This window comes from Pseudacidovorax sp. RU35E, assembly GCF_900156165.1.
Taxonomy (GTDB): Bacteria; Pseudomonadota; Gammaproteobacteria; order Burkholderiales; family Burkholderiaceae_C; genus Xenophilus.
This window is the reverse complement of sequence record NZ_FTMY01000019.1, coordinates 1-24,083: the sequence shown is the minus strand read 5'-3', so window position 1 is coordinate 24,083 and position 24,083 is coordinate 1. Positions and strand designations below refer to the sequence as shown.

The 24,083-nt window shown below is 64.8% G+C and carries 27 protein-coding genes and 1 pseudogene; 15 read left to right on the top strand and 13 right to left on the bottom strand.

The features are described 5' to 3' along the window. Nucleotide 1 precedes the first annotated feature (1 nt). Nucleotides 2-703, top strand: a complete 702-nt coding sequence (locus tag BXA03_RS25130) for a carboxymuconolactone decarboxylase family protein (RefSeq protein ID WP_083716524.1) — start codon at nucleotides 2-4, stop codon at nucleotides 701-703. A gap of 492 nt (nucleotides 704-1,195) precedes the next feature. Here BXA03_RS25130 and BXA03_RS25125 read toward each other — a convergent pair whose 3' ends face one another. The 5 genes and pseudogenes from BXA03_RS25125 to BXA03_RS25100 form a co-directional block, all read right to left on the bottom strand. Further along, nucleotides 1,196-1,636 carry a PAS domain-containing protein gene (locus BXA03_RS25125; RefSeq protein ID WP_076511915.1) on the bottom strand — a complete coding sequence of 147 codons (441 nt, stop codon included), beginning with the start codon at nucleotides 1,634-1,636 and terminating at the stop codon, nucleotides 1,196-1,198. A 232-nt stretch (nucleotides 1,637-1,868) separates the two neighbouring features. Continuing rightward, nucleotides 1,869-2,213, bottom strand: a complete 345-nt coding sequence (locus BXA03_RS26775) for a hypothetical protein (protein ID WP_143476462.1) — start codon at nucleotides 2,211-2,213, stop codon at nucleotides 1,869-1,871. 470 nt (nucleotides 2,214-2,683) lie between these two features. Beyond that, nucleotides 2,684-3,571, bottom strand: coding sequence for a tripartite tricarboxylate transporter substrate-binding protein (locus BXA03_RS25110; protein ID WP_255377230.1), 888 nt, complete (start codon nucleotides 3,569-3,571; stop codon nucleotides 2,684-2,686). A gap of 727 nt (nucleotides 3,572-4,298) precedes the next feature. Beyond that, a pseudogene (locus BXA03_RS27390) lies at nucleotides 4,299-4,575 on the bottom strand (transposase); the annotation flags it as partial. 165 nt (nucleotides 4,576-4,740) lie between these two features. Beyond that, nucleotides 4,741-5,682, bottom strand: a complete 942-nt coding sequence (locus tag BXA03_RS25100) for a LysR family transcriptional regulator (RefSeq protein WP_076511912.1) — start codon at nucleotides 5,680-5,682, stop codon at nucleotides 4,741-4,743. Between the two features lie 71 nt (nucleotides 5,683-5,753). Between BXA03_RS25100 and BXA03_RS25095 the strand changes: the two genes are divergently transcribed. The 9 genes from BXA03_RS25095 (at nucleotide 5,754) to BXA03_RS27085 (ending at nucleotide 13,187) form a co-directional block, all read left to right on the top strand. Continuing rightward, nucleotides 5,754-6,419 (top strand): HAD family hydrolase, encoded by a 666-nt coding sequence (locus BXA03_RS25095; protein ID WP_076511911.1) that lies wholly within the window; start codon nucleotides 5,754-5,756, stop codon nucleotides 6,417-6,419. 36 nt (nucleotides 6,420-6,455) lie between these two features. After that, nucleotides 6,456-7,445: a tripartite tricarboxylate transporter substrate-binding protein gene (locus BXA03_RS25090; RefSeq protein WP_076511910.1), complete on the top strand. Its 990-nt coding sequence runs from the start codon at nucleotides 6,456-6,458 to the stop codon at nucleotides 7,443-7,445. A gap of 50 nt (nucleotides 7,446-7,495) precedes the next feature. Next, entirely contained in the window at nucleotides 7,496-8,635 is a 1,140-nt protein-coding gene (locus BXA03_RS25085) for a DSD1 family PLP-dependent enzyme (protein WP_076511909.1), read from the top strand. Then, entirely contained in the window at nucleotides 8,625-9,029 is a 405-nt protein-coding gene (locus BXA03_RS25080) for a RidA family protein (RefSeq protein WP_076511908.1), read from the top strand. The genes BXA03_RS25085 and BXA03_RS25080 overlap by 11 nt, the downstream gene beginning before the upstream one ends. 400 nt (nucleotides 9,030-9,429) lie before the next feature. Further along, nucleotides 9,430-9,615 (top strand): DUF3606 domain-containing protein, encoded by a 186-nt coding sequence (locus tag BXA03_RS25075; RefSeq protein ID WP_076511907.1) that lies wholly within the window; start codon nucleotides 9,430-9,432, stop codon nucleotides 9,613-9,615. Between the two features lie 8 nt (nucleotides 9,616-9,623). After that, complete coding sequence (gene ligD / locus BXA03_RS25070; protein WP_234983834.1) at nucleotides 9,624-12,155, top strand: DNA ligase D; 2,532 nt, start codon at nucleotides 9,624-9,626, stop codon at nucleotides 12,153-12,155. A gap of 281 nt (nucleotides 12,156-12,436) precedes the next feature. Further along, entirely contained in the window at nucleotides 12,437-12,586 is a 150-nt protein-coding gene (locus BXA03_RS26950; protein WP_159444755.1) for a hypothetical protein, read from the top strand. Between the two features lie 17 nt (nucleotides 12,587-12,603). After that, nucleotides 12,604-13,062, top strand: coding sequence for a helix-turn-helix domain-containing protein (locus tag BXA03_RS27605; RefSeq protein WP_076511905.1), 459 nt, complete (start codon nucleotides 12,604-12,606; stop codon nucleotides 13,060-13,062). Next, the gene (locus BXA03_RS27085; protein ID WP_143476461.1) at nucleotides 13,002-13,187 is read left to right on the top strand and encodes a hypothetical protein; all 186 of its coding nucleotides are present in this window, start codon (nucleotides 13,002-13,004) and stop codon (nucleotides 13,185-13,187) included. The genes BXA03_RS27605 and BXA03_RS27085 overlap by 61 nt, the downstream gene beginning before the upstream one ends. Nucleotides 13,188-13,197: 10 nt before the next feature. On the opposite strand, the gene BXA03_RS25060 is transcribed toward BXA03_RS27085, so the two are convergent. The 3 genes from BXA03_RS25060 to BXA03_RS25050 form a co-directional block, all read right to left on the bottom strand. Further along, entirely contained in the window at nucleotides 13,198-14,358 is a 1,161-nt protein-coding gene (locus BXA03_RS25060; protein WP_143476460.1) for a J domain-containing protein, read from the bottom strand. A 68-nt stretch (nucleotides 14,359-14,426) separates the two neighbouring features. After that, entirely contained in the window at nucleotides 14,427-14,753 is a 327-nt protein-coding gene (locus BXA03_RS25055; RefSeq protein ID WP_143476459.1) for a hypothetical protein, read from the bottom strand. A gap of 8 nt (nucleotides 14,754-14,761) precedes the next feature. Continuing rightward, nucleotides 14,762-14,971 (bottom strand): hypothetical protein, encoded by a 210-nt coding sequence (locus BXA03_RS25050; protein ID WP_076511966.1) that lies wholly within the window; start codon nucleotides 14,969-14,971, stop codon nucleotides 14,762-14,764. A gap of 153 nt (nucleotides 14,972-15,124) precedes the next feature. On the opposite strand from BXA03_RS25050, the gene BXA03_RS25045 reads away from it, so the two are divergent. Further along, nucleotides 15,125-15,457 (top strand): helix-turn-helix domain-containing protein, encoded by a 333-nt coding sequence (locus BXA03_RS25045; RefSeq protein ID WP_076511902.1) that lies wholly within the window; start codon nucleotides 15,125-15,127, stop codon nucleotides 15,455-15,457. On the opposite strand, the gene BXA03_RS25040 is transcribed toward BXA03_RS25045, so the two are convergent. From BXA03_RS25040 to BXA03_RS25020, 5 genes are all read right to left on the bottom strand, one after another. Beyond that, a complete protein-coding gene (locus tag BXA03_RS25040) occupies nucleotides 15,441-15,743 on the bottom strand; it encodes a hypothetical protein (protein WP_076511901.1) in 303 nt (100 codons plus the stop codon). The two genes, BXA03_RS25045 and BXA03_RS25040, sit on opposite strands and share 17 nt — an antisense overlap. A gap of 319 nt (nucleotides 15,744-16,062) precedes the next feature. Continuing rightward, complete coding sequence (locus BXA03_RS25035) at nucleotides 16,063-17,031, bottom strand: recombination directionality factor (protein ID WP_076511900.1); 969 nt, start codon at nucleotides 17,029-17,031, stop codon at nucleotides 16,063-16,065. A 323-nt stretch (nucleotides 17,032-17,354) separates the two neighbouring features. Next, nucleotides 17,355-18,374 carry a YqaJ viral recombinase family nuclease gene (locus BXA03_RS25030; RefSeq protein WP_076511899.1) on the bottom strand — a complete coding sequence of 340 codons (1,020 nt, stop codon included), beginning with the start codon at nucleotides 18,372-18,374 and terminating at the stop codon, nucleotides 17,355-17,357. Between the two features lie 197 nt (nucleotides 18,375-18,571). Next, nucleotides 18,572-19,537: a DUF932 domain-containing protein gene (locus BXA03_RS25025; protein ID WP_076511898.1), complete on the bottom strand. Its 966-nt coding sequence runs from the start codon at nucleotides 19,535-19,537 to the stop codon at nucleotides 18,572-18,574. Between the two features lie 71 nt (nucleotides 19,538-19,608). Then, complete coding sequence (locus BXA03_RS25020) at nucleotides 19,609-20,022, bottom strand: complement resistance protein TraT (RefSeq protein WP_234983833.1); 414 nt, start codon at nucleotides 20,020-20,022, stop codon at nucleotides 19,609-19,611. A 726-nt stretch (nucleotides 20,023-20,748) separates the two neighbouring features. Here BXA03_RS25020 and BXA03_RS25015 point away from each other — a divergent pair. The 4 genes from BXA03_RS25015 to BXA03_RS25000 all read left to right on the top strand — a co-directional run bounded on the left by BXA03_RS25015 (nucleotide 20,749) and on the right by BXA03_RS25000 (nucleotide 23,493). After that, nucleotides 20,749-21,291, top strand: a complete 543-nt coding sequence (locus BXA03_RS25015) for a hypothetical protein (RefSeq protein WP_076511897.1) — start codon at nucleotides 20,749-20,751, stop codon at nucleotides 21,289-21,291. Continuing rightward, nucleotides 21,288-22,148 carry a Kiwa anti-phage protein KwaB-like domain-containing protein gene (locus tag BXA03_RS25010; RefSeq protein ID WP_076511896.1) on the top strand — a complete coding sequence of 287 codons (861 nt, stop codon included), beginning with the start codon at nucleotides 21,288-21,290 and terminating at the stop codon, nucleotides 22,146-22,148. The genes BXA03_RS25015 and BXA03_RS25010 overlap by 4 nt, the downstream gene beginning before the upstream one ends. A gap of 62 nt (nucleotides 22,149-22,210) precedes the next feature. Beyond that, nucleotides 22,211-22,543: a hypothetical protein gene (locus BXA03_RS25005; RefSeq protein ID WP_076511895.1), complete on the top strand. Its 333-nt coding sequence runs from the start codon at nucleotides 22,211-22,213 to the stop codon at nucleotides 22,541-22,543. Nucleotides 22,544-22,620: 77 nt separating this feature from the next. Then, entirely contained in the window at nucleotides 22,621-23,493 is an 873-nt protein-coding gene (locus BXA03_RS25000; protein WP_076511894.1) for a TIR domain-containing protein, read from the top strand. The last annotated feature ends 590 nt before the right edge of the window (nucleotides 23,494-24,083 follow it).

Below are 24,083 nucleotides of genomic sequence, written 5' to 3'. Positions count from 1 at the left end.
GATGGAGCACTCGCCGGCTGCCGCGCAGGCTTCGTCGACGGTACAGCGCGAACCTGCATCGCAGCCGCTTTCGACGCGCCAGCAAGCCATCGTCCCAATCGCAGCGTTCGCTGCTGCTGGCGACATGGCCGGTCTCGCAACGGCGCTGAACCAGGGGCTGGATGCTGGCATGACCGTCAACGACGCGAAGGAAGTGCTGATTCAGGTGTACGCGTATGCAGGCTTCCCGCGCAGCCTGAACGCCTTGACCGAGCTGATGAAAGTCGTCGAGGCGCGCAAGCAACGCGGTATGCGGGATGAGCCGGGGCGGGAGCCAACGCGCCCAATCCCGACGGGCGACGCGTTACTGGCTGCAGGCACAGAGAATCAGATGCGGCTGCTGGGCGGTCCCGCGACCGGAGCAATTTATGAGTTTGCGCCCGCTATGGATCAGTACCTGAAGAGCCATCTTTTCGGCGCGATCTTCGAACGCGACAATTTCGACTGGCAAAGTCGCGAACTGGCAACCGTGGGCATGCTGTCAGCGTTGCCGGGTGCCGACTCGCAGTTGCAGGCGCACATGGGCTTCAGCATGAACGTGGGGCTCACTGTGAGCCAATTGACCCAGCTGACGCAGGTGCTTGCAGACCGCGTTGACGCTGCATCTGCTGCGAGGGCCCGAGGCGCCTTGGCGCGGCAGGTCGCCACCCGACAGGAGCCTTAGCCCAGCGACAGAGAGTGCTGGCGAGCTGCACAGCCGGGCGCATCCTTGGTCCGCATGCCGCGCGCAGCAAAGTGATTGATGGGCGCAGTGGCTGCGTTGATGCCGATCTTCCACGACATGACGCCAACGAAGGCGGGGGTATCGGTGAACCCCGGATCTGCGACGTGGCGGCGGCGATCGCCTTTGCAGCCAACAACGCCACCGGTGCGTAGGTCTGCGACTGACCGACCAAGCTCGACAAGCCGCCGACACTCGCTTGATCGAGAAGTGCGCGGTTCAGAATTGATGAGCGCCGCTAATAGAGCCATGCGCAATTTGCCAACTATTCAGTGACCGACTCGCTGGATAGAGTTGTCGCTGGCCCAGTGTGGTCGCGGTCTTAGTGACGGACATGCAGATCCGCCACCCCGACATCGTCGAAGGCGGGAGGCTGTATGTGTGCGTCCGGTCGCTGTTGGCCACCGAAGATCTCGGCGCCTTTGTGGAACAACTTCATTTGCCCAATTGCACCCCAACATGAGCGCTCTCAATATCAATGGCCGTGAACGCACGGTCGACATCGATCCCGTTCTCGTCGAAAAGCCCCCGGCCCTTCGCTGCCACCCAGCGCTCACGCCCGTCTTCCTTGCCGATGGTGCGGTACTCGACGTCATATATGGTCCGCAAGTTTGGATCTTGAGCCTCTGCGAACGCCCTCAACACGCGAGCGACATCGTCTGGATGAAGGCACGTCGCAAAGTCGTCCATCGTGGCAATGGCGTCGGAGGAGATTCCAAACATGGCCTTCACACGAGCAGGCCAATACAGCGTGTTCGTCGGCACGTCCACGTCCCAAAGTCCGACCTCGGCCGCCTCTATGGCGAGCCGCAGTTGTTCCTCGCGCTGCTCTAGGGAAAGGGTGGCGATGTTCGCGCCAAGTGCTCGCTGGCTCATTCTCCGATTGTCAGGTACATCTAGCCGCTCTTACGAGCCCAGTCCATGCAGATCAACAGTCACGGCGACCACCTCTGTCGCTCAAACTGTGAACGCCGACGTCGCGCACTGGTGGTTGCTGGCGCGCTGTACGGCGCTGTCTAGGCTCCGACCCGATCAGGAAGTTTCCTTCGTGGCGCCATCCACATCGACTCGGATGGGTGAGAGAGAATCGTTGTCCAACACATAGTTGTCATAACGAGAGAACATGCCGCAAGAAATGTTGGACCGAGGTGAACAGGAGCATGCGCGCGTGAGCGTGTGGGCGCTGCGCGTCGTAGTTGAAAGTGTTATGGCCGAGCTTTCCTTCGGACAACAGCAGGGTGTTCTGCAGCGGGTTGAGAGCTTTGCTTCTGACTTCCAGGCCTTGTTCCTCGAATCGCAGGACAGCGAGGTTTTGAGGGAGGTTCGCAGACGTGTTGAGGCGACACGGCAGTTGGCCCGCGCATTGGGAAGTCAACACATGATGCGCGCGAAGGACCAATTCGTTCAGGCTCAAACAGGCGGCCCAGGTCCAGTCCAAGCGTTCGATGGGCATGACTAGGTTCAGTAACGTGCTAAGGCGAGGTAAAGCTAGTTCTGGTCCTAGGGCTTGGGCTATCGCAGGTTTAAAGGACGCCTTTTGAAGGTGGAAGATGAAGCGGTAGCTGGCTCATGGAGAGAAGAAGGACATTCAGCTGGGCGCTCAAGCTTGAGGCGGTCGAGCCGGGCACCGATCGTAGGGTGAGCGCGACAGGCCGAACACGAGACCGCAGCCCTGCCTCCCGATTCATCACAAACAGGAGTTCTTGCATTCCGGGAGGCGCCCCTATAAGGGCGGACTAAAGAGATTTTACTGTGGTTGATACCCACTCGCCTTGATCGTCTGGGCCCATTGCGCCGTGTAGGTTCTCACGCGGTCGCCAAACTGACTTTGATCCATGAATTCGGGAAGACAGCCCATAGCGGAGATTCGATCACGTACCGAGGGCGCCGACAGCACCTTGGCAAGTGCCGCCGCGAAGCGGTCTACTGCCGCCGACGGTGTCCCGCGCGGTGCGAAGAGCCGTAATAAGGGAGGTCCTCGAGTCCAGGAATTCCAAGTTCGCTGAAGGTCGGCACATCGGGAAACAATGACTGTCGCTCTCGCCCTATTACGGCAATGACGCGAATCTTTTTCGCCTTTTGGTGCTCAATGAAGTCGGCGACCGCACCAATCCCTGCAGAAACTTGATTGCTTAGCATGTCTACGATCATTGGGCTGCTGCCTCGATAGGGCACCGGCTGGAGGTCAATTTGATACTTGGCGGACAGCCCTCGCACGAGAAACTCCGGGATTGATGCAGGAGCCGGAATTCCCATGGAGCTGCGAGCACCAAGCTGCCGCTTCACCCATGCTAGGTATTCGGCCACGGTTGATACCTGATTGCCAGCAGGCAACGCCAGCGCATTTATGCTGTTTGCAAAGCCGGCGACTGGCACAAAGTCCTTTGCCGGGTCGAATCCCGGGTTTCTCATGACTTGGGGAATGATTGAGATTGTGTGGTCGTTGGACAGCAAGTAGGTCCTGCCATCGGCGGGGGCACCCTTGAGTATCTGCGCAGCAATTTGTCCACCGGCGCCTTCAACTTGCCTCGCCCCTGACGGGCTTCCATCCCTGACGACCACAAGTTCGCGCGTTCTAGCATAGGAACAAAAGTCCAAGGTTTCGTGCAGCGGTCCAAAACGTAGCCTAGCGCTGAATGCAGTTGAGTAAAGCCGCGTGGCGACTCGGCTGGTCATGCTTACCAAGCAAGCCGCGGACGCTCTGAATGCATTACTGCCCGGAACAGTCAATTCCAAAAATACAGAAACATGGATGGGCACCCCCGCGAACACTGCCGAAACCCTAATGGCCGTCTTGGTCGACTGGGACAACGTCTTGTCCGTCAGGCGGGTGAGTCGACCCGATGCGTCGAGGCTGCCGCGACGGCGGGCAGTACGGCCACGGCAACCAGCGGCAGGCTGACAATGCACAGCAGGGCCCGTCGCCCCGCGTGGCCGAAGGGCGCGCCATGCAATTGCAGCACTTTCGGGGAAGAAGCTGCCGGCGCGGTTGGCACTTACAGCGTTGCGCGAAGACGCAGAAGTGAACCTTCGCAGCGCTCGCTTAAGTAACGCCGTGCCGCCACCCCGTTCCTTGGCGTGTAGCCCCTTCTACGACACGTCGTGAAGGCCTCGTGAAATCCCTGGAAAGAAGATGCTTTGCGCAAAGGTGATAAGCGTTGGGCTTCTATTTCAGATGCAAGGCAGTGGAATACGGAGCCGGCCAATATGTGGCGACGCAATCGAACATGAGCGCTGCCTCAGGACCTGGTCGCTCCACAAAGCCCAGGTCGTTCAGGAGCGCGGCCAAGCTCCTGGCCTGGCCTTGGCCTTCAATTAACACGACTCGGTAGACCTGCCCCGCCTCATTTCGGACCGCGATTCGCCATCTCGTGCCCCCCGGCCCGCCAGTCGCGCCGTTCGCCAACAACGCAGCCAATAAGCACAAGTCCTTCACACTGGGCGACGTCCCTTCCACGCGCCAAGTGTCTAGCGCAGCAAACGATGCTAGTTCAGCCATTCAAAAGTCTAGCGTTCTCATTGATTAGTGGCAATCACGATCAATGGGTGCCTCCGTCTGCAGGTAGGTTTCGCCACAGAAGAACTGCCAGTACGGGTTCTCGACCAAGGTGTTAAACAGGGCCTCATCGGAAGCAGCGAAGGTGTGCTGCAGGTACAGTAGCCCAGCGTTAGGCGCGACGACAACGTGGGGCGGCTGCGCCCGGAGGTGAACGAAACCGCGAACGCGCGCTCGATCCCGGCCGGTCGATCAGCGCCGCCAGCCTGACCGGTGGTGCTTCATGTTAATCTGCTCTTCCAGCCCTGGAACGGAACAGCTCGGCCGTTCGTGCGAAGGTTTTGGGTCCCTTGGACTCCTCGGAGGAATTTGCAGGACAACGGGTTCTGCTGAGCCTCTATTTTGCAAATCCCGCGCCCACCCAGCCGCACACTTTGCGCAAGATCAACGGCTCGCAGGTTGTTCAGGGCGGACTGACCACGGTTCATTCCGAGGGCTTTCGCAAGCTCTGGGGATTACCGCCAAGTGTTGGCTTTACCGTCTCTTCCATGAAGGCCACTAGCGCCTGGACCCGCGCGGTACGGCCCTTGCGCGAGGGCACCAGCAGCACGACTGGCGCGCTTTCGAAGTCCCAGTCAGCGAGCACACGGACCAGCGATCCGCTTGCCACCGCCTCGGCTGCGTCCCATTCGGAACGCAGCACTAGCCCCAGGCCCTGCTCGGCCCAGTGGCGGGCCACGCTGCCGTCGTTGGTGACGAAGGCCGGCTGGATGCGCAGCGTCTCGCCGCGGCCGCCTGTCGACCCTTGGCCAGGGCGTACATGCCACAAAGTCACGTCCTCGTCGTTCTCTCGGATCGATATGCAGGCGTGGTACGCCAGGTCGCGCGGCGTCTTCGGCGCACCGTGCGTCCGCAGGTAAGCCGGGCTGGCACACAGCCAGCGTGCGTTGAACTGCAGCGTGCGCGCCACCCACGACGAATCGCGCACTACGCCGACGTGCACGATCGCGTCGGCGTCATGCTTGTCGGGCCAAGGCGTCTCGCGCAGGTCGAGCTGCACGCGAAGGCCCGGGTGTAGTCGCGCGAAGCGCGCGAGCAGCGGCGCGACCCGCGCACGCCCGTAGCCGAAGGGTGCCGCCACGCGCAGCGTGCCGGTCAGGCGCTGGTCGTCGCGCTGCAGCGAATCGCGCAGGCCGTCGAGCTGCGCCAGCAGTGCCTGCGCTTCGCGGCCGAAGCGCTCGCCCTCCGACGTGAGGCTCAGCCGGCGCGCCGTGCGTGTGGCCAGCACCAGCCCCAGGGTCGTTTCCAGCTTGCGTAGGCGCATCGACAGCGCTGGCGGCGTGACGTCAAGCGAGCGCGCCGCGGCGCTGAGGGAAGGTTCGCGCAGCAGGGCTGCCGCGAGCTGCAGGTCTTCGATCTGGATCATTCAGCGCAGCTTAACGATAGATGATCGTACAGTGAACCACAGAGGCTGCCTTCCTGCCTACAGTCAGCGCCATGCAAGCCTCTGACTCGATACCCCCTGCCTACCCCCGCGCCGTGTTGTTCGATCTGCTCACGGCGCTGCTCGATTCATGGACCGTCTGGAATGCCGCCGCCGGCTCCGAGGCCGCCGGCCGCACATGGCGCGCCGAATACCTGCGCCTGACCTACGGCTGCGGCGCCTACGTGCCCTACGAGCAACTGGTGCAGGACGCGGCACGCAAGGTCGGCCTCCAGGCGACAGCGCCGGAAGCGCTCGAGGCGCACTGGGATGCGTTGCCGCCGTGGAGTGGCGCCATCGACCTCCTTCATGCATTGCGCCCGAACTGCAAGCTAGCCGTGGTCACCAACTGCTCCGAACGGCTGGGACGCCGCGCCGCCGCACTGCTCGGCGTCGACTGGGATGTCGTCGTCACGTCCGAGGCCGCGGGCTTCTATAAGCCCGATCCGCGGCCCTACCGGCTGGCGCTGCAGCAACTGGATGTGGCACCGCACGAAGCGGCCTTCGTCGCCGGCTCGGGCTACGACCTGTTTGGCACATCGGCAATCGGCCTTCGGACCTTCTGGCACAACCGCGTGGGCCTGGCCCGGCCGGAGGGCGCCGCCATGGCCGAGCAGGAAGCGCCGACGCTGGCGCCAGTGCTGCCATGGCTGCGCGCCTTCGGGCATACGCCGGCCTGAACCACCATCCCTTTTCATCCTGTCCTGGAGATAGCCATGTTTCGTCGCACTCGGTTCGTACTTGCCTTGGTGGCGGCCGGCGCTGCCACTCTCTTCGGCTGCGCCGCATCGGCGCAGCCGACCTTCCCGAACCGGCCCGTCACGCTCGTCGTGCCCTTCCCCCCGGGGGGGCCGAGCGATTCACTTGCCCGTGCGGTGGCGCTGAAGATGGCCGACCATCTGGGCCAGCCCATCGTCATCGAGAACCTGGGCGGCGCGAACGGTGTGATCGGCCTGACCAAGGCACTGAAGGCGCCGGCTGACGGATACACCCTTGCCTTCGGCGGGATCGGCACCCACGTAGCCAATGTCGCGCTCTACAAGAAGCTGGCCTACGATCCGGTGGAAAGCTTTGTGCCCGTGGGCCCCGCGGGCAGCGCCCCGATGCTGCTGCTCGCGCGGGCCGACCTGCCCGCGAACACCTTGCAGGAGTTCATCGCCTGGCTGGGCAAGAACCGGGACAAGGCCTCGTACGGCAGTGCTGGGGTCGGCTCCATCTCGCACTATGGCTGCGTGATGCTGCTTTCGTCGATCAAACAGACCGCGACGCATGTGCCCTACAAAGGCGTGGCACCGGCGATGAACGATCTAATGGGCGGCCAGACCGACTTCATGTGCGACCAGACCACCACCGCACTGCCGCAGGTTGCGGGCGGCCGCATCAAGGCGATCGCGGTGCTGTCGAAGGACCGCCTCGCCGCATTGCCCCGCACCGGTACGGCCACGGAGGCGGGCTATCCGCTGGACGTGCGTTCATGGAACGCCCTGTTCGCGCCGCGCGGCACGCCCGCACCCGTGCTCGCTACGCTGACCCAGGCCCTGCAGAATGCCGTCGGCGAGGCGGGACTGATCCGCCAGCTTCAGGGTGTGGGCGTCGAGCTGCCCAGGCCGGCGGACGCGACCTCGGCCGCCATCGCGCAACGCATCGCGATCGGCCTGCGCGACGACGTGCCGGCGCTTAAGGCCAAAGGCGAGTACTTGGACTGAGCACGCTTCTTCGCACCACCCCACGGCACGCTGTGCATCCGACCCGACCCATGCCTTTCTCATCCCTCGACACCCTCGACACCCCCGCCGCGATCATTTCGCTGCCGCGCATGCAGCGCAACATCGCCCGAATGCAGCAGCAGGCCGACGCGCTGGGCGTGCGCTTCCGCCCACACGTGAAGACCACCAAGTGTGCCCCCGTGGCCGCCGCGCAGATCGCGGCCGGCGCGCGGGGCATCACCGTGTCCACGCTGAAAGAGGCCGACCAGTTCTTCGCCGAAGGCGTGACCGACATCCTCTATGCGGTCGGCATGGCGGCGCACCGGCTGGAACATGCGCTGGCGCTTCGCCGGCGTGGTTGCGACCTGAAGATCATCACCGACAGCCTCGACGGCGCGCGGGCCATCGCCGACTTTGGCCGGCACCACGACGAGGCCTTCGAGGTGCTGATCGAGATCGACACCGATGGCCACCGCTCCGGCATACGCCCCGGGGAACATGCCCTGCTCGACATAGGCCGCGTGCTGCATGACGGCGGCATGCGTTTGGGCGGCGTGCTGACCCATGCCGGGTCGAGCTATGAACTGAACACGCCCGCCGCGCTCGGTGCCTTGGCCGAGCAGGAACGCGCCGGCTGCGTGCAGGCGGCCGAGCGGTTGCGCGCGGCCGGGCTGCCCTGCCCGGTGGTCAGCGTCGGCTCCACGCCCACCGCGCTGGGGGCCACGCGCTTGGACTGCGTGACTGAACTACGCGCCGGCGTGTACGTGTTTTTCGACCTCGTAATGCACAACGTCGGCGTGTGCCGCACCGACGACATCGCGTTGAGCGTGCTCACCACCGTGATCGGCCACCAGGCCGAGAAGGGCTGGGCCATCGTCGACGCTGGCTGGATGGCCATGAGCCGCGACCGTGGCACCGCCCGCATGGGGCAGGACTTCTGCTACGGCCAGGTCTGCACGGTCGATGGTGAACCCCTGACGGGCTACCTGCTGTCTAGCGCCAACCAGGAACACGGCATCGTGTCGCGCGAGGGCACGCCCGAGCCTGACGTCGCCACACGCTTCCCGATCGGCACGCGCCTGCGCATCTTGCCGAACCACGCCTGTGCTACCGGCGCGCAGTTTCCCGAATACCACGCCCTAGCCGAGGACGGCACGGTCCAGACCTGGAGCCGCTTCCATGGCTGGTGATGCAACGACCAACCTTCGCGCCATCGACGTGCCGGCGCTCGCGCTGCCCGGTGGCCACTACAGCCAAGCGAGCGTGGGGGCCGGGCTGGTGTTCGTCTCCGGCCAGTTGCCGGTTAAACCAGACGGCACCCGCCTTACTGATGCGCCCTTCGAGATGCAGGCACGCCAGACGCTCGCCAACCTCGCCGCAACGCTCGCAGCCGCGGGCAGCGGCATCGACCGATTGCTGCAGGTGCGGGTGTATGTTGACGATATCGGCAACTGGCCGGCCTTCAATGCGATCTACGCCGAATGGGCCGGTGCCTCGCGCCCGGCGCGGGCTGTGGTGCCCACGAGCGCGCTGCATTTCGGCCTGAAGGTCGAGATCGAGGCGATCGCGCTGGCATTAGCCTGATGCCGGCCGGCCGGATTGGTTAATCAGCATCGGGAATGCTTGGATGGTCTGCAAATCCCGTCCAAGCCTTCCTCGATCTGAAGCCAGAATTGCCAAACGCTATCTGCCCTGAGTCAGTTCGGGCTGGGGTGGGACCTGTGTAAGGGTCGGGTGCTCCCACGTGCGGAACGGGGCGCCGAGGCTAGGATCGACGCATCGCGCTGACGGCGCAGCAGGACAGGTCGAACCATGAACCAAGCATCACCGGTGTTTGTTGCGTGAAAGCGGCCCCACGGCTATGAGGATGTTCACGCGGAGTTGGTGATCGGGGACTGTAGGACGGGGCGCGCACCAAGATCTGCCTGCCGCAGTTGCGGCTTGACGGGACGCATGGTCTTCTTCAGATCCAAAGGAGATGACTATGTCTGACGACCGCACGCAAGCTCATGGGCAGGACCGCAGCCGCATCAACATCCACGAGGACTATGAAGTCCATGACTGGGCCAAAAAGTTCGGCGTAACGCCGGACCAGTTGCGCACGGCGGTGAAGGCTGTGGGTCCTGAAGCCAAGAACGTCGAGCAGTACCTGAGCGCAGAGAAGAATTAGAGCCGCGCATGCCCGCCCCCATGCGCCAGAAGCGCGGGCTGCAGGCGTACACCGCCAAGCGGAACTTCGCCCTGACGCCCGAGCCGCGTGGGCAGGAGGAGCAGGGCGCTTCAACGGCGCTGAGCTTCGTCATCCAGAAGCACTGGGCGAGCCGACTGCATTACGACTTCAGGCTAGAGCTTGATGGGGTAATGTTGAGTTGGGCCGTGCCCAAGGGGCCCTCCTACGACCCCGCGGTGAAGTCCATGGCCATCCAGGTCGAAGACCATCCAATTGGCTACAACAGCTTCGAGGGCAGCATTCCTGCCAAGCAGTATGGCGCTGGCGAGGTGATCGTCTGGGATCGGGGCACCTGGGAGCCGGTTGGCGACGCTCGGGAGGGGTTGGAGGTGGGCAAGATCCTCTTCCGACTGCACGGCCAGAAGCTGGCCGGCCTCTGGGAGCTGGTTCGCATCTCCAAGCCGCGGGAGAAGAAGCAGGACCAGTGGATGCTCTTCAAGAAGAAGGGCGACGCTTGGGCACGCTCTTCCACCGACTACGACGTCGTCACCGCATTGCCGGACAGCGTGGTCGCGCATCCTTTGGGGCTTGTCGAAGAGCGTGAGCCCAGAGCGCCGCCGCCCCGCAAGGACGAAGCGCCGGACCTCACCAATGCGCTGTCGATCAGGAAGCTGCCCAAGACCCTCGCGCCGCAACTCGCCCGGCTCACCGAGCAGGTGCCGGAGGGCGACTGGATCGCCGAGAACAAGTTCGACGGTTACCGCCTGCTGGCCCGCATCGAGCAAGGCCGCAGCAGACTCTTGACGCGCAATGGCCACGACTGGACGGAAAAGCTCCAGAGCCTTGCCGATGCCGTCGATGCGATGGGCCTGGTCGATGCCTGGATCGACGGAGAGATCGTGGTCGCGGACAGCCAGGGCGTGCCCAGTTTCAACGCGCTGCAGAACGCCATCGACAGCGCGAAGGGCGAAGCCATCACCTATTTCGTCTTCGACCTGCCCTATGTGGGCGACACGGACCTGCGCGCCGTGCCGCTCCGAAGCCGCCGCGTGGTGCTGAAGGAACTCATGAAGGAGCGAGGCTCCGACCGGGTGCGCTTCAGCGAAGCCCTGGATGCCGAGCCCTCGCAGTTGCTGGGTGCGGCCTGTCAGCTGGGCCTCGAAGGCCTGATCCTCAAGGATCCGCGGGCCCCGTATGTGTCCGAACGCTCCGACACGTGGCTCAAGCTAAAGTGCCAGAAGCGGCAGGAGTTCGTGGTGGTGGGCTACACGGTGCGAGGCGGAACGACCAATGCGGTGGGCGGCCTGTTGTTGGCGGTGTACGAGGGCGATGCGCTGCGATACGTGGGCAATGTCGGGACTGGCTTCGACTCGGCGACGGCACGGGTGCTCTATGACAGGCTTCAGGTGTTGGCGACCGACACGCCCGCGGTCGACCCTGGCACAGTGAAGCCGGGGCGCTGGTCCCGGCGCACGGCCGGCAGCGAGCAGTGGGTGCGTGCCGAGATGGTGGTCGAGGTCGCGTTCGCCGAATGGACGCCCGAGCGGCACGTGCGTCATGCCATCTTCAAGGGCGTGCGCGCCGACAAGCCGCCGCAGGACATCGGGATCGAACAGCCGGCGAAAAAAACGGCCAGGCCGCGCAAGGCGAAGTTGACCACGCCTGTGGTGGTGACGCACCCGGAGCGCGTCATCGACCCCTCGACGGGCCTGCGCAAGGTGGACCTGGTGCGCTACTACGAGAGCGTGGCCGAGTGGATGCTGCCCCACCTCGCGCGCAGGCCGGTGTCCCTGGTGCGGGCACCGCAAGGCGTGACCGGGCAGCTGTTCTTCCAGAAGCATCCAGAGACACGCGTGCCCGGCCTCGGCCAGCTCGACCCCGAACTCTGGCCCGGGCATGCGGCCCTGCTCGTGGTGGACAGCGCAAAGGCCTTGGTGGCGGCGGCACAGATGAACACCGTCGAGTTCCACACCTGGAATTCGACCGCCCGAAAAATCGACCGGCCGGACCGGATCGTGTTCGACCTAGACCCGGGGGAGGGCGTGAGCTGGGCCGAGTTGCAGGAAGCGGCCCTGCTGACCCGGACCTTGTTGCAGGAGCTGGGGCTCGAGGCTTGGCTCAAGACCTCGGGCGGCAAGGGCCTGCATGTGGTCGTGCCGATCCAGCCCCGTCTGGCCTTCGACGCCGTTAAGCAGTTCTCGCTGGACGTCGTGGCGCACATGGCACGCGTGATCCCGCAGCGCTTCGTGGCAAAGAGCGGACCGAGCAACCGCAGGGGCCGGATCTTCATCGACTATCTGCGCAACGGGCATGGACAGACCACGGCCGCGGCCTTCTCTGCGCGTTCAAGACCGGGCATGGGCGTGTCCATGCCCATCGCCTGGGAGCAACTCGGCGATGTGAAGAGCGGTGCACAGTGGACCGTGCTTACGACGCGGGAGTACCTGTCGTTTCAGAAGAGCGATCCGTGGGCGGCGTACTGGAAGAGCCGGCAGGCGATTGCGCAGGCGGCCAAGATACTGGCTGCTGCACACCGGTGAAGAGGGTTGTTCAAGAGGACTGTCTGAGCGACCTCCTTGTGTCGCCTCGACTTTGGAAAAGCTCCTTGCGGAAAGCGCTCCAGCCTTGATGCTGCGCGCCAACTTGTCGACCTTCTTGAACAGCGTTGCTCCGCAAGCCGCGCGAGGAAAGTCTGACACGGACCGGCGATCCCAACACTACAAGTCCTGCATGAGATCAGCAAGCCAGCAACAAGACCTGCATTTGTCCTGACGTGGCGGCCCGTGAGCAGCGCCGTACCTCGCACTCTTGGAGAGTGGCCATGACCGGACGAGACTACTGCGTCAGCTTTCGACTCGGCCGCAGCCGGGTGCTGGCTACGCTTGATGCATCTGCCCTGGGATGCTTCAACGCATGCTGGTCTGAGGGCAATGAGTTCGACATCGTACGGCGATACATGGATGGCGGCTGAGGCACGCCGCTTCTCGTATGCAGTCGTGCTTGCGCGAGAGGCCCGCCATCCACCGCTCCTTCGCCTGCGGGCGCACTTTGGACCAGGCGACCGAATCAAATAGGTCTACTCATCAATCGGCGGATTCAAACCTGAAGTGCAGCACCTGCTCCCCGCTAAGGTCAGAAGATGCCACTTGCCTCGAAGAGATACCGCCAACTCCAGCCCGAAGACCGTGTGACGCTGGTCAGTCGCGCCAGCAGGGCCTGGGCGTGCGTGCCATCGCGCAAGGTCTGCAAGGCTCGCCGTCCACCGTCAGCCGTGAATTGCAACGCAACGCCGACTTCTCAGGCTACGCCAGCACCACTGCGCGCAGCCGTTGCCAGCATTGCAGGCGCGGGGGCGCCCCGCCCGCAAGCTCGATCCCCAGGGCGTCATGTTCGGTGTCATCCGTCATTGCCTGGGCCTGCGCTGGTCGCCCGAGCAGATTGCCCTGACACTGGCGAGCCTCTGCCTCCAGAGGCACCCTTACCGCGTGTCGCACGAGACGATCTACAACTGCGTCTACGCCCAGCCCGTGAGCGAGCTCAAGCGCGAACTGGTCGACGCAGGCGACGACTAGGACGCCTGCGCTACCGGTCGAAGAACTGCCGTGCCTGGGCTGATCGATGGTTCTGGTCTCTACTTTCTACGATGCCCCGAACAATCTGCCGCAGATGGCGCACTGCCTGAGGCTCCTGCAATGGACCATTGAGCGCATCGCGATCTGAAGGCGGCTGGTCTTCCTCGGCGCACTCGATGGCCAGCTCGCACAGCGAGCCCGTGTCGACCAAAAACTGAAAAGCCCGCTGCGCCTTGGACGGATCCTGAATCGCCGCACCGGCCGTCGCGAAGAACTCCGCCAATTCCTCCCGGTTCAGGATTTCCTCGCCGTACTCGGCCTCGAACGGCTCCATCAGGTCCGACAGCTGCAGCACCCTCTGCCTGGCGATGTTGAAGATCTCCTGGCACACCACCGGGTTTGTCCAGGGCGTGTCCGACTGCTGCGCCCGCCGCATCATCTCGGCCGTCCGGGCGGGCGAGCTCGTCGCCGCATGCCGTGCCAGCAGGAACTCCCGCACTACCCCGAAGACCTGCAGGAGCTCGCGCTTCTCGCACATCGTGCAGTCGGCGATCGCGCTGCCGTTGACCAGCACCTTGGTGCCGCGCACTTCCACTTCCCGGATGTCCTCCCAGAATCGCCGCTGCGCGGACGAGCCGAGCTCCTTGAAGTGAATGCCCTCCTCGGTGAGGACGATGCCTTCCTTCGCACCGCCGAAGACGGTCGCGTCGATCAGCACGAGCACCTTGTCATCGCCTTCACCCAGCACGATGCTGCTGCCCGCACCGGTCAGCTTTTTGGGCGGGATGTAAGGCGCCAGGTAGACCCGTGTGAACGTCACCCCGCCCAGGCGCTGCTTCAGCAAGGCCGCGAGCGATACGGGCGCGGGGGCTGGCGCTGGTGCCGGCGCAGCGGCTGCCTCCCGCTTCGGCGGCCTCTGCGGCCGAGCGTCGGTGGCCCTGCCTCCCTCGGCCTGCCGCCCCGCGTCGTACCGTGCCCGGGCATCAGCGTCCGACAGCGTCTCGAAGGCCTCATTGACCTGCTGCATCTGCTCGGTCGCCCATCGCACCGTGGCCTCGTCCGCCTGCGGATACTTGTCCGGGTGGTACTGCGTGCGCCGCGCCCGATAGGCGAGCTCGATCTCCTGCGGCGACGCCGTGGGCCGCACCCCAAGAACTTCGTAGTGGTTCATGACGCAAAAAAAGAGAAGAGACAAAGCACGCTCGCCCACCCCGGACGAACCAGGGTGGGCGAGCGGCTTTATGACGGCGCGTAGAGCTTGGTGCAGGTGCCGGAGTCGTAGACATCCAGCAGCGCGCGGGCCTGGCCCGATGGACTGAGCCGGTGCAGCGCCAGGTCGTCGTCCAGCCGCTGCGCCATGCGCGCCATGCTGATGTTGCTGACGTCCTTGGTCTGGATGAGCACGGCGATCCGGGCCGTTGCCATGGCGGCCTCGGCAGGGCGCGCCATCATGGTCGCCACCTTGGCGCACTTGTAGGCCTCGTAGAAGCGGCGCTCATCGCTGGAGCAGCCTGCCGCGAGCACGGCCGCCGCAAGGGCGGCGACAGTCAGGACAGTGCGTCGCATGCCGTCGCTCACCGGTAGAGCAGGACGATGGCCCCAATGATGAGAAAGAGCACGACGACGCCCATGAAGGCGCCTAGGGCGGGGAACATGGTGAGGGGCCAGACGAGGGCCTTGCCAAAAGCGAAGGCTGCCCGATGGCCGTCCACGAGAACGAAGTAGGCCCAGAAGAGCAGGCCGATGGCGCCGTAGCCGGAGAAGATTTTTCCTTTGAGGGTCATGGTGGTGCAGGTGAAGTGAAGGGTTGTTGACGGAAGGTGAGGGAGGACGACGGGGAGCAAGAGTGAAAGTGCAGAAAGACCAGCCTTTCGTTGACTTTAAATGGTACTTAAACACAGTGTATTCAAACGCAACAGCGCTGGACGATCAGCGCGATGCCGCAAGCCAAGCTGCCCCCGAAGACCCTGCGCGAGGTGTTCGCCCGCAACGTGCGGCTCGTGCGGGTGAGCAAGGACATGTCGCAGGAGGCGATGGCCGCTGAGGCGCAGTTGGACCGCACCTTCATCGGCTCGCTGGAGCGCGGGGAGCGCAACATCTCGATCGACAACATCGAGCGGCTGGCCAAGGCCATCGACACGCTGCCGCACGAGCTGCTCGATCCCGCGCTGCCGAAGCTGCGCGGGCTGGACGAGACGGCGACGCGGGCGCCGCGCAAGGCGCGCGTCTACCCGGCCGAGCGGCGGCCCCGCGCTAAGTCGCAGTCGTGAGGCGGTGCTCCAGACGGAGCGTCCCCTTCAGTTCGACGGCCAACGCCATGCCGTCGATGCCGCGGTAGGCCAGCGGCAGCTTCAGCGGGTTGGCGCGCAGGCCGAGGGCGCGTGCCGATCTAGGCTGCAGTTCCAGCCGGGCGTTGTAGCCCGTGGCCCAGGGCGAGGGCAGCAGGGCGTCCAGCACCAGAAGTGCCCGAGGGCGCTCCTGGCGGCCAGACAGCCATTCCTCGCCGGTGACCAGCGCCCAGCGGACGCCGTCCTGGTGGTGCAGGCACAGCAGCATGGCTCGGAAGCTGGTCGGACTCAGGCGTGGCGGCTCAGACTCCCAACTGCAGTCGAGCTCCGGCAGCCAGCGGGCTGCCAGCGCCTGAACGCTGAGGGGATCGGCAGGGTCGGTCGTCGTCCAGCGCGGCGGGCGCCTCGGTGGGATCCGCAGAAATGCGGTAGCAGCGGTCAGCAGACCTCTGACGGCGTCCACCTCATCCCAGGGGTCACGGCCTGAGAGTCGGCGTGGCGCCCTGGTGCCGGGCTGCTCCAGCGCCAACGTGGTGTCGAAGCGCAGGCCCGGCACATACCGGTGCAGGAGCTGCGCCGGTACGTGGTCATCCGCCGGGTTGAGCATCGGGCGTCTCCGAACGGGAGAGCAGCCGGTCCATCCGCTCGCCCAGGGACGGCGGCGGCGCCTGCTTCGCTTGCCTGGTGCCCGAGGGGGCCGCAGTGGTCGATGCGTCCGGGTAGAACTCGTCCACCACGGCCGCGCCGTCTTCCTGCGATTCCTCGAACGCCCCGGCGGCGAAACCACCCCGCGCTGCCTGGTCGAGGGCTTCCTGGTCGAAGCCTGCTTCCTCGCGCTGGCGCCAGAGTGCCTGTCCTGCCTCCAGCGTCTGCGTCAGGCTGCTGCCCGCGCGCACCGTCAGATCTACGTAATAGATCGGCGTGCGGTGCGAGCGCGTGGTGGACTTGCCGCGCAGCCGAAGCTCCAGCGCCAGCGTGGACAGGTGCCCGCCAGACAGCGCCTGGAAGTACTTCAGGCGCGCCGACAGCGTGCGGATGCTGTTGAAGCCTGTGGTGCGGAAGATGAACGAGCCCAGTTCGTCCTCGTCGCCGATACGCACGTTCAGCCGCCCGTAGGGCTTGCAGCCGGACTTGGCGCCCAACTCGCAACCTTCCGGCGCGGGGCAGGGCAGGGCCTGGATGCCGGACGCGGTGGCCCGTTTGCATGTCTGGCCGTTGCCGACGCACAGCGGTCGGCCCGTGGCCCGGTCGAAGACGCTGTAGTTGGCGCGCAGGTTGAGGTCCGGGTCGTCAAAGAGGAAGCGCACGGGGATGGCGCGCAGCTTGGCCTCCTTCTTGGCGACCTCCTTGTCGCCGTCGGTCTTGAGGCCTTCGGCGAGCTTGGCGCGCAGCTGCTGGTCCAGAGGGTGAAGCACCCAGCCGCCCTGGCGCTGGACCTGGGTGGTGATGGTGAATTCGTCGTCCTTTTCGGGCAAGCGCTTGCCGTCCTTGATGACGACCTTGCCGATGGCGATGCGCCCGATGACGGGCGGCGTGAGGGCCAGTCCTTTGAGCATGTGGGGTCCTTGGGAAATTGAGGAAAGTTGGGGAAACCGAGGAAAGAAGGCCGGAAACCGTGGAAGACCGGTCACGGAAACTCTGGAAAACTCGGAAAACGCTGGTGCCGCCTTGCGCGGGCCCGCCCCTTCAATCCGCTGGGGCGGGCTGCTGCGATCCCTCGCGGCAGAGGGCGGCCTTCACCGAGGCAGGCGGTGATGGACAGGAAGTCAGAGCGGCGGTGAGCGGCGCAGCGCTAGGCGGTAGCCCAGCACCACGCCGATTCCGAGCACGAGTGCATAGGCCGTCAGAAACTCCAGTGGGCTGGCGCCGATGGACGTGTTCATTGCCGCTCCTTGACGGTGAACCGGCGGGTGCCCGCCTTGGGGAGGCCATAGTCCGCCAGCAGCTCAGGGTGGTCGGTCAGGAGCCGCTCCACGTCCAGGGCCGTGCCGTCCTTGCTGCGCTTCCAGCGGACTTCCCCGCCGTCGAAGCGGGCCACCGTGGCTTCTCCCATACGCTGCTGGATCCGCTGGCGCAGGATCTCCTGCTGCTGCTCGGCCTCGGCGATGGTCTGCCGCAGCGCGAGGAGGTCGGCGAACGCGCCGCCGAACTCCAGGTCGTCCGCCAGGTCCAGCACCGTGCCGCTGTCGCGCGGCCAGAGAGCCTTGAGCGCCAGGGCGGCGGATTCGGACCCGTCCGCTGGCGGGGGCGTCTCCGTCTCCACGTGCCACCAGAACCGGCCTTCCAGTTGGATCAGCTTCGCGATGAGTTCCTCATCGCGCTCGATCCGGTGGATGCGAAGCTCCTGCCCGCAGATCAGCACCGCCACATCCGCCGCCTGCTTGCCGGTGACGGCGAGCTGGTGCATCACCTGCAGCTGGACGTACTCAGGCACGCCGTCTTCCCAGAGGCGAGCCCCGTGGTAGCCGGCCGTCTTGCACTCCAGGATCTGGACATCCGGCGCCCCAAGGACCTCGCGATCCAGGTTCGCCAGCATCCAGGGGTATTCCGGGTGCTGCAGAACGGCGTTGATCCGCCGCACCTTGTGTCCGGTGCGCCGGGTGTAGTGCGCCGCCACGATGGGCTCCAGCAGCGTGCCCCAGTACATGGGGCTGGTCTCGTCGTTGGGGTCGACCTTCGGCAGCTCGGCATCGCGGCCGGTCTTGTCGAGCCAGAGCTCCAGCGGTGAGATGTATGGGCTCAGGCCGATGGCGGCCGCGGCGTCCGAGCCACCGATGCCCTGCTTGCGCACGTCGAGCCACTGGGCGCGGTCCAGCTTGCGGAAATCCTGCGGCTTCACCAGGCGCAGCGCAGGGCGGGCGCGGGCCGATGGCTCGCCCGCCCGATGGGCTTCTGCCATGGGGTTCTCCTTAGGTTGAAAGAAAGGTTCAGAAAAAAGGAAGGCAAGTCGCCGCATCCCCCGCCGCGCGCCGACGCCCAGAAGCACAAAGCCCCGGTCCCTTGTGGGGAGCCGGGGCTTTGTGCCGTCGGGGTGCCGTGATGGCGGTGATCCGGGTCGTCGCCGGAAGGTCGGAGGGGATGAGGACTGCGGCATGCTCAGGCCACCAGTTGCAGGGCAGCGTCGAGTGCACGCTGCTTGATGCCGGCGCCCTGGCCGAACCAGGCGCTGTCCAGGCGGTATTCCTGGCTGCGGGCCCGGCGTTCGTGGTCGACGTATTCCGTCACCGCGCACAGCAGGCCCCAGGCGGTGCCCTTGGCGGCCTGCAGCTCGGCGCCGCGGCCCTTGCCTTCGTAGAGCTCCTGCACCTTCTTGAGGGCACGCTCGTTCGTCAGGGCCTGCGGCTCGGCATGGCCGTCCGCCTGGCACATGACCTTCAGGAAGTAATTGAGCGACTCGTGCGTCTTGACCTTGCGCTCGGAAAGCGTCTTCATGCGGTACATGAAGGCATCCCAGCTAGAGACGGCGATGCCGAGTTGCTTCTTGACGGCCTGGGCGTCGAAGCTGGTGCTGTGGGGCACCTTGACGGCGTTCACCGCGCCCTGCAGGGCGATGGACAGCGTGTTGTTGCACACGACCCGGATGGTGGTGGGCGTGGCGGTGGTCGCCAGGGTGCCGTCGCAGGACGTCGCCAGCAGGATGTAGCCCTTGACGGTGTCGTTGCCCTTGAGGGCGGATTCCTTGCCGGTGCGCGCCAGCGCCCAGAACTTGCGGCCGGCCTTGAGGACGCCCGCGGTCTCGAGCTCGAAGCCGGAGACCTCCGTCAGGTCGCGGTAGAACTCCAGGACTTCGCGCGGCTGCACGACCTGGTACCGGCCGCCGACGACGGACAGCGGCGCCTTGGTGTCGCTGCGGTAGAGCACCTTCTGGTCGTCGAAGGTCATGATGGAGCCGAGGGCGCCGGCCTGCTCGGCCATGTAGCGCACGGGCGTCGCGCAGATGGTCCAGTCCATGCCAGCCTGCTGCGCCCAGACCTCGATGGGCTGCTTGGGCGGCAGTTGGTTGCCGAGTTCATGCCAGGGGGTTTGGCCGACGTAGGCCATTTGTTGGAGGAGGTGTGCCATGGGCGTTGATCTGAAGGTGGAGGGTGGTGAGGAGAGGTGATGAGCGGGCGCGGGCTGGGTAGAAGCCAGCGTCACGCCCTGGGATGAGAGAAGACATGGCCGCAGCTGAGGCAGCGGCAGTTGCTCAGGACGGCGCCGTCGATGGCTTCGCCCAGGGCGGCGCCGACGGCGCAGCCGGCGATGCCGCCGCTCAGGCCGCCCAGGATCGCGCCTGCGACGGCGCCGAGCGGAGGCATGGAAGGAACGGCTTCGGCGCCGAGGCTCATGCCTAGGTGGGCACCGGCGACGGCGCCCGAGAGCGCGGCGGACATGCCGCCAGCGGCTCCGGCGATGGTGCCGATGGCGGCACCAGTCTTCTTTCCGAGGTCGCGGGAAGACAGGCGGGTCGAACCGCATGAAGGGCACATGGGCGCCGACGAAGAGATGCTGGCAGCGCGGTCGAACAGGGATTCGTCATCGTCGTACAGGTTTGAAGTGGATGGCATAGGCAGGTTCGTTGAGGGGTAGGGCCTGACTGCTTCGAGCAACCGACCAGACGGCAAAAAGCCCCAGCTCGCTCCAAAGCGAGCTGGGGCTTGGTGAAAGTCAGGCGATTACGGGCGCCTGCTCATCAACGACATATGTGGTTGAAAGAATTTAGGATCAGCGAGAAGTTTGTTGGAGGACAGCTACGCAGCGGTTGCAGTCAGTCGGTGGAGGATGTGAAGTGCGCGGTCTCGGCATCTATGCAGTCATTGAGCTGCGCACCATTGCGAGGCCAACGCCTCGAGGTGTTGTCGACATTGCCCGAGTCGGCACCCTGTTAACCGCCACTGAGAGCGACCGCCGCAGGACGCATCGCCGGCGCGATCGCATTCGCTGTCACAGATTCGGGCTGCTCGGAGTGCTCGCGAGCGACTTGGGTGGGGAGCGCAGGTCGCACCCGGTGAGTTTTCTATACTGTATCTTCATACAGTTTCGTTAGCCCCTCGACCCTATGTCCGTCGGAATGGATCGCCAGGTGCGCCTAGCGCCTCGGACAGCGATGGCGCACGGCCGCGGTCTCCGAGCTCGAAAGGCGGCCACCTACATCTGGCAGACCGAAACGTTGCGCAACATGGAGCAAGAGGCAGCCGCGGCGGCTAGGCTCGCGCCGTCAGGGGACAGCGACGATCCTCCCGCTACGATGCAGCAATGAAACAACCAGCGTTCAGCAAGATTGGCCCGCGCCGGTGCTAGGCAACCTCGTCCGCATCGTCTTCGCGCTCACAGCGATCGCCCCCTTGTCGATCTCGGTGGCCTACGTGTTCGCGGTCAAGGACCAGAACCTGCGCTGGGCGTTCATCGCGTTCTGCTGCTGCCTGCTTATGGGCGCGCTCGCCCTGTGGATCGTAGAGAACGCCCGCGCGCGTCTCGAGCGGCTGCCGATCACCATCAAGAAAGCCAAGAGCGCGGACAAGGAGGTCATCGGCTTCTTCGTGGCGTACGCGCTGCCGCTGCTGTTCAAAGGCGAAGTCAGCGCGGACCTGGGGGCATGGGGCTTGGCCGCCGCCCTGCTCCTGTTCGTGCTGTGGAGCACACACGCAATCCAAGTGAACCCGGTTCTGGGCCTCTTTGGCTTCCACTTCTACGAGGTCGAGACATCCGACGGGATCACCTTCCTGCTGATCACGCGCCGCAAGATCAACAACGCACTGTCGATCTCGCGCGTGGTGCAGCTCAGTGAGTATGGAATACTCGAAGCGAAGAACACAACGGAGGCGAGAGGCGCATGAACCTGTTCGCATTGACCAAGATCCCGGGCGCGCGGATCGTGCGCTTTCCCTTGACTCAAGCGCTTCAAACGGAGATAGAAGCTGTCTTCGCCGCGCAGCACCAGGCCTTCTTGAACGGCATCCACGAAGTCGTGGCCTTCGACGGCCGGTATTCCCCCGAGCCTGGCGAGCTGCTGAAAATCGAGAACTTCGAGGACGTCGACGGCATGGCCGACGCGGTGGCCAACCCGGTCGGCGTCGACCAGTTCGATCCGGCGGAGCATTCGCTGGACGCCGTGAAGGCCCTCTTCGCCAGCCACGAGCTCGACGGGTTCGAGCGCATCCTGATCCAGTGCTTCGAGTCCCGGCGCCTGATCGCCACCAAGGGCCTCGCAATCTTCTACAGCGGCAACACCTTCCAGAAGATGAGCGACGCGGGTCTAACGTTGGACACCAAGCTGCTGGCGGTCCTCGAAGGCAGCACGCTTAAATTTCAGAGCTTCCACTTCCTGCGCAGAGTCTTCGAGGTGACGGACTACTTCAACGAGGCGACCAACGAGGACATGACGGCGTTCGCTGCCCACGAGAAGCTCCACGTCCCCGACGTGCCGCAGTTCCTGAGCTCCGCGCACCAACTCATTCGCAAGAAGATCGCCCTGATCGCCCAGTCGGGCGTCCTCGACAAGTTCAGCGCGGAGACGATCGCGACCGCCGCGCAGGCCTTCGACGTGCCGGTCCAAACCCAGAACGGCAAGATCGTGTTGCCGACCAATCGCACCGAGCTCCTGCGCTTGCTGCGATTCCTCGACGAGGACTACTACGAGTCCACGCTGTCGCAGACGCGTTTCCTGTCCAACTCCAAGCGCGTGGCCGACTGAGGGCAGCTGGGGGCGCTGGCCGGCCCGCACTCCCCCACCAGATTCGCGAGGAGCAACCCACCATGTTCTTGGGGATCGACGACAACACAGGGCTGGTCTACGAGGGCGCGGGCTCCATGCCGGACCGCCTAGTCTCGCCGCTGCCGACGATCACCCTCGCGAAGCTTATCGAAACGCCGGAGGATTGGGCGGGGCTCCCCGCGGGAGCGCGCGCCGGCCAAGACGTGTGGGTGTTTCGGGAGAATTCTTTCGACCCGGTCACGCGCACCCGTAGAGGTCGGCTCTTCCAGTCAATGAGCGGTGCTCCCTATCCCGACGATAGCGCGCGCGTCTTCGCGAGCCCGCGGGCCCTCGGCCTCGCGCTCCGCGACGTCGGCTGGGCGAAGCCAGGCTAACGGGAGCGCGAAGCGGTGCGAGGCTCCGCGGATACCGAGGACAATGCTGCCATAGCAACAGCCTGGGCCCAATCTGGATGAACGCAAGCGCCAAGCCCGCAGTCTTCATCGCCTCCTCCGTGGAGGGCCTGCCTATCGCGGACGCGATCAACGCGAACTTGGAGCACGAGGCGCATTGCACCATCTGGCGCTCGGGCACGTTCAAGCTGAGCTCGCAGTCGGTGGACGACCTGATGAAGAAGTCGTCGGTCATCGACTTCGCCGTCTTCGTGTTCACCCCGGACGACCTGGCGACCATCCGCAAGCACGAACAGGCGATCGCCCGGGACAACGTAGTGTTCGAGATGGGCCTGTTTATCGGCTCGATCGGCAAGGAGCGGTGCTACATCGTGAAGCCGCGCGGCCTCGACATGCACCTGCCGTCGGACTTGGTGGGCATGAACCCCGCGGACTATGCGGCGGACCGCCCGGATGGCGACTTGGAGTCCGCCCTCAACTACGCCTGCAAGTTGATCCGGGACCGGATCAAGGAGATTGGCTCCATCGACCGCGCTCCCTTCACCGAGACCGCGCGTCCTTTAAGGCACGTGGCGAATCCGCCGGACTACCGCCTGGGAGACGTCGACCTCATGTTTCTCGGGGAATGCGTGAAGAGCCAGGTGAGCAGCCCAATAGGCCGCTCCTTCGACCAGATCGAGCGCGAGCTGAAAAGCTGCCAGAGCCACGCCTTGGCAATCAGCGCAATCAAGCTCGACCGCCTGGGATACGTCGCCAAGACCATCGAGCAAAGCTACAACGGGGATTACGAATTCTTCGCCTATGCGGCGACCGAGGATGGCATGGACGCGTTCTTGAAGCACGAGGCCCGTATCACCGAGATGCTCAAGCCTCGTCCGCCCAAGAAGCCGTCCAGCGGCTTCGACGACATGGATGACGACATTCCGTTTTAGCCACCGGCTGCGGCTGCCCAGTGCGCGTGACGAAGTCTTCCCTCAGGAGGAACGCGCTCGAAAAGCCCGCTTGGACTAGCACGTCCAACATTGAGAAGGGTGCAGCGCGGGCTGCTGAAGCTACTGTGGGCGGTGTCGCGTCAGGCTAATCGCTGGGGACGCTGGGCAATAGTGGTCGCGGGTCAGATGACACCATTGACTTTGGCTTTCCACAATTTAGCTGCCAAGTTGCGCTTGTTCTGCCTCCTAGGCGCGTCGGCGGTCACCTGCACACATCGGATTGCACTCCGGCGAGTACGGCATCAGCCCGCGGATGCTTCGTCTTTCGTCCAGCGCCGCACCCCCCAACTGCGCCCTCAGGGGAGGACGGCACCGCACGTCGGCCTCTTTAACCCCCCCGCCTCAAGGAGGGCCTCTGCGATCGTTTGCGGGCTATGTCAGGATCTACGCTCGCCGCTTGCTAGATCCCGACGTACACAGCATCCAACCTGGCAGTGACCTGCTCCCCGTGATCCTTACCATGGCACTAGAGAAAATCCGCGCAACCGAGAGGAAGCGCGATGCGCAAGAGCAGATTCACAGACGAGCAA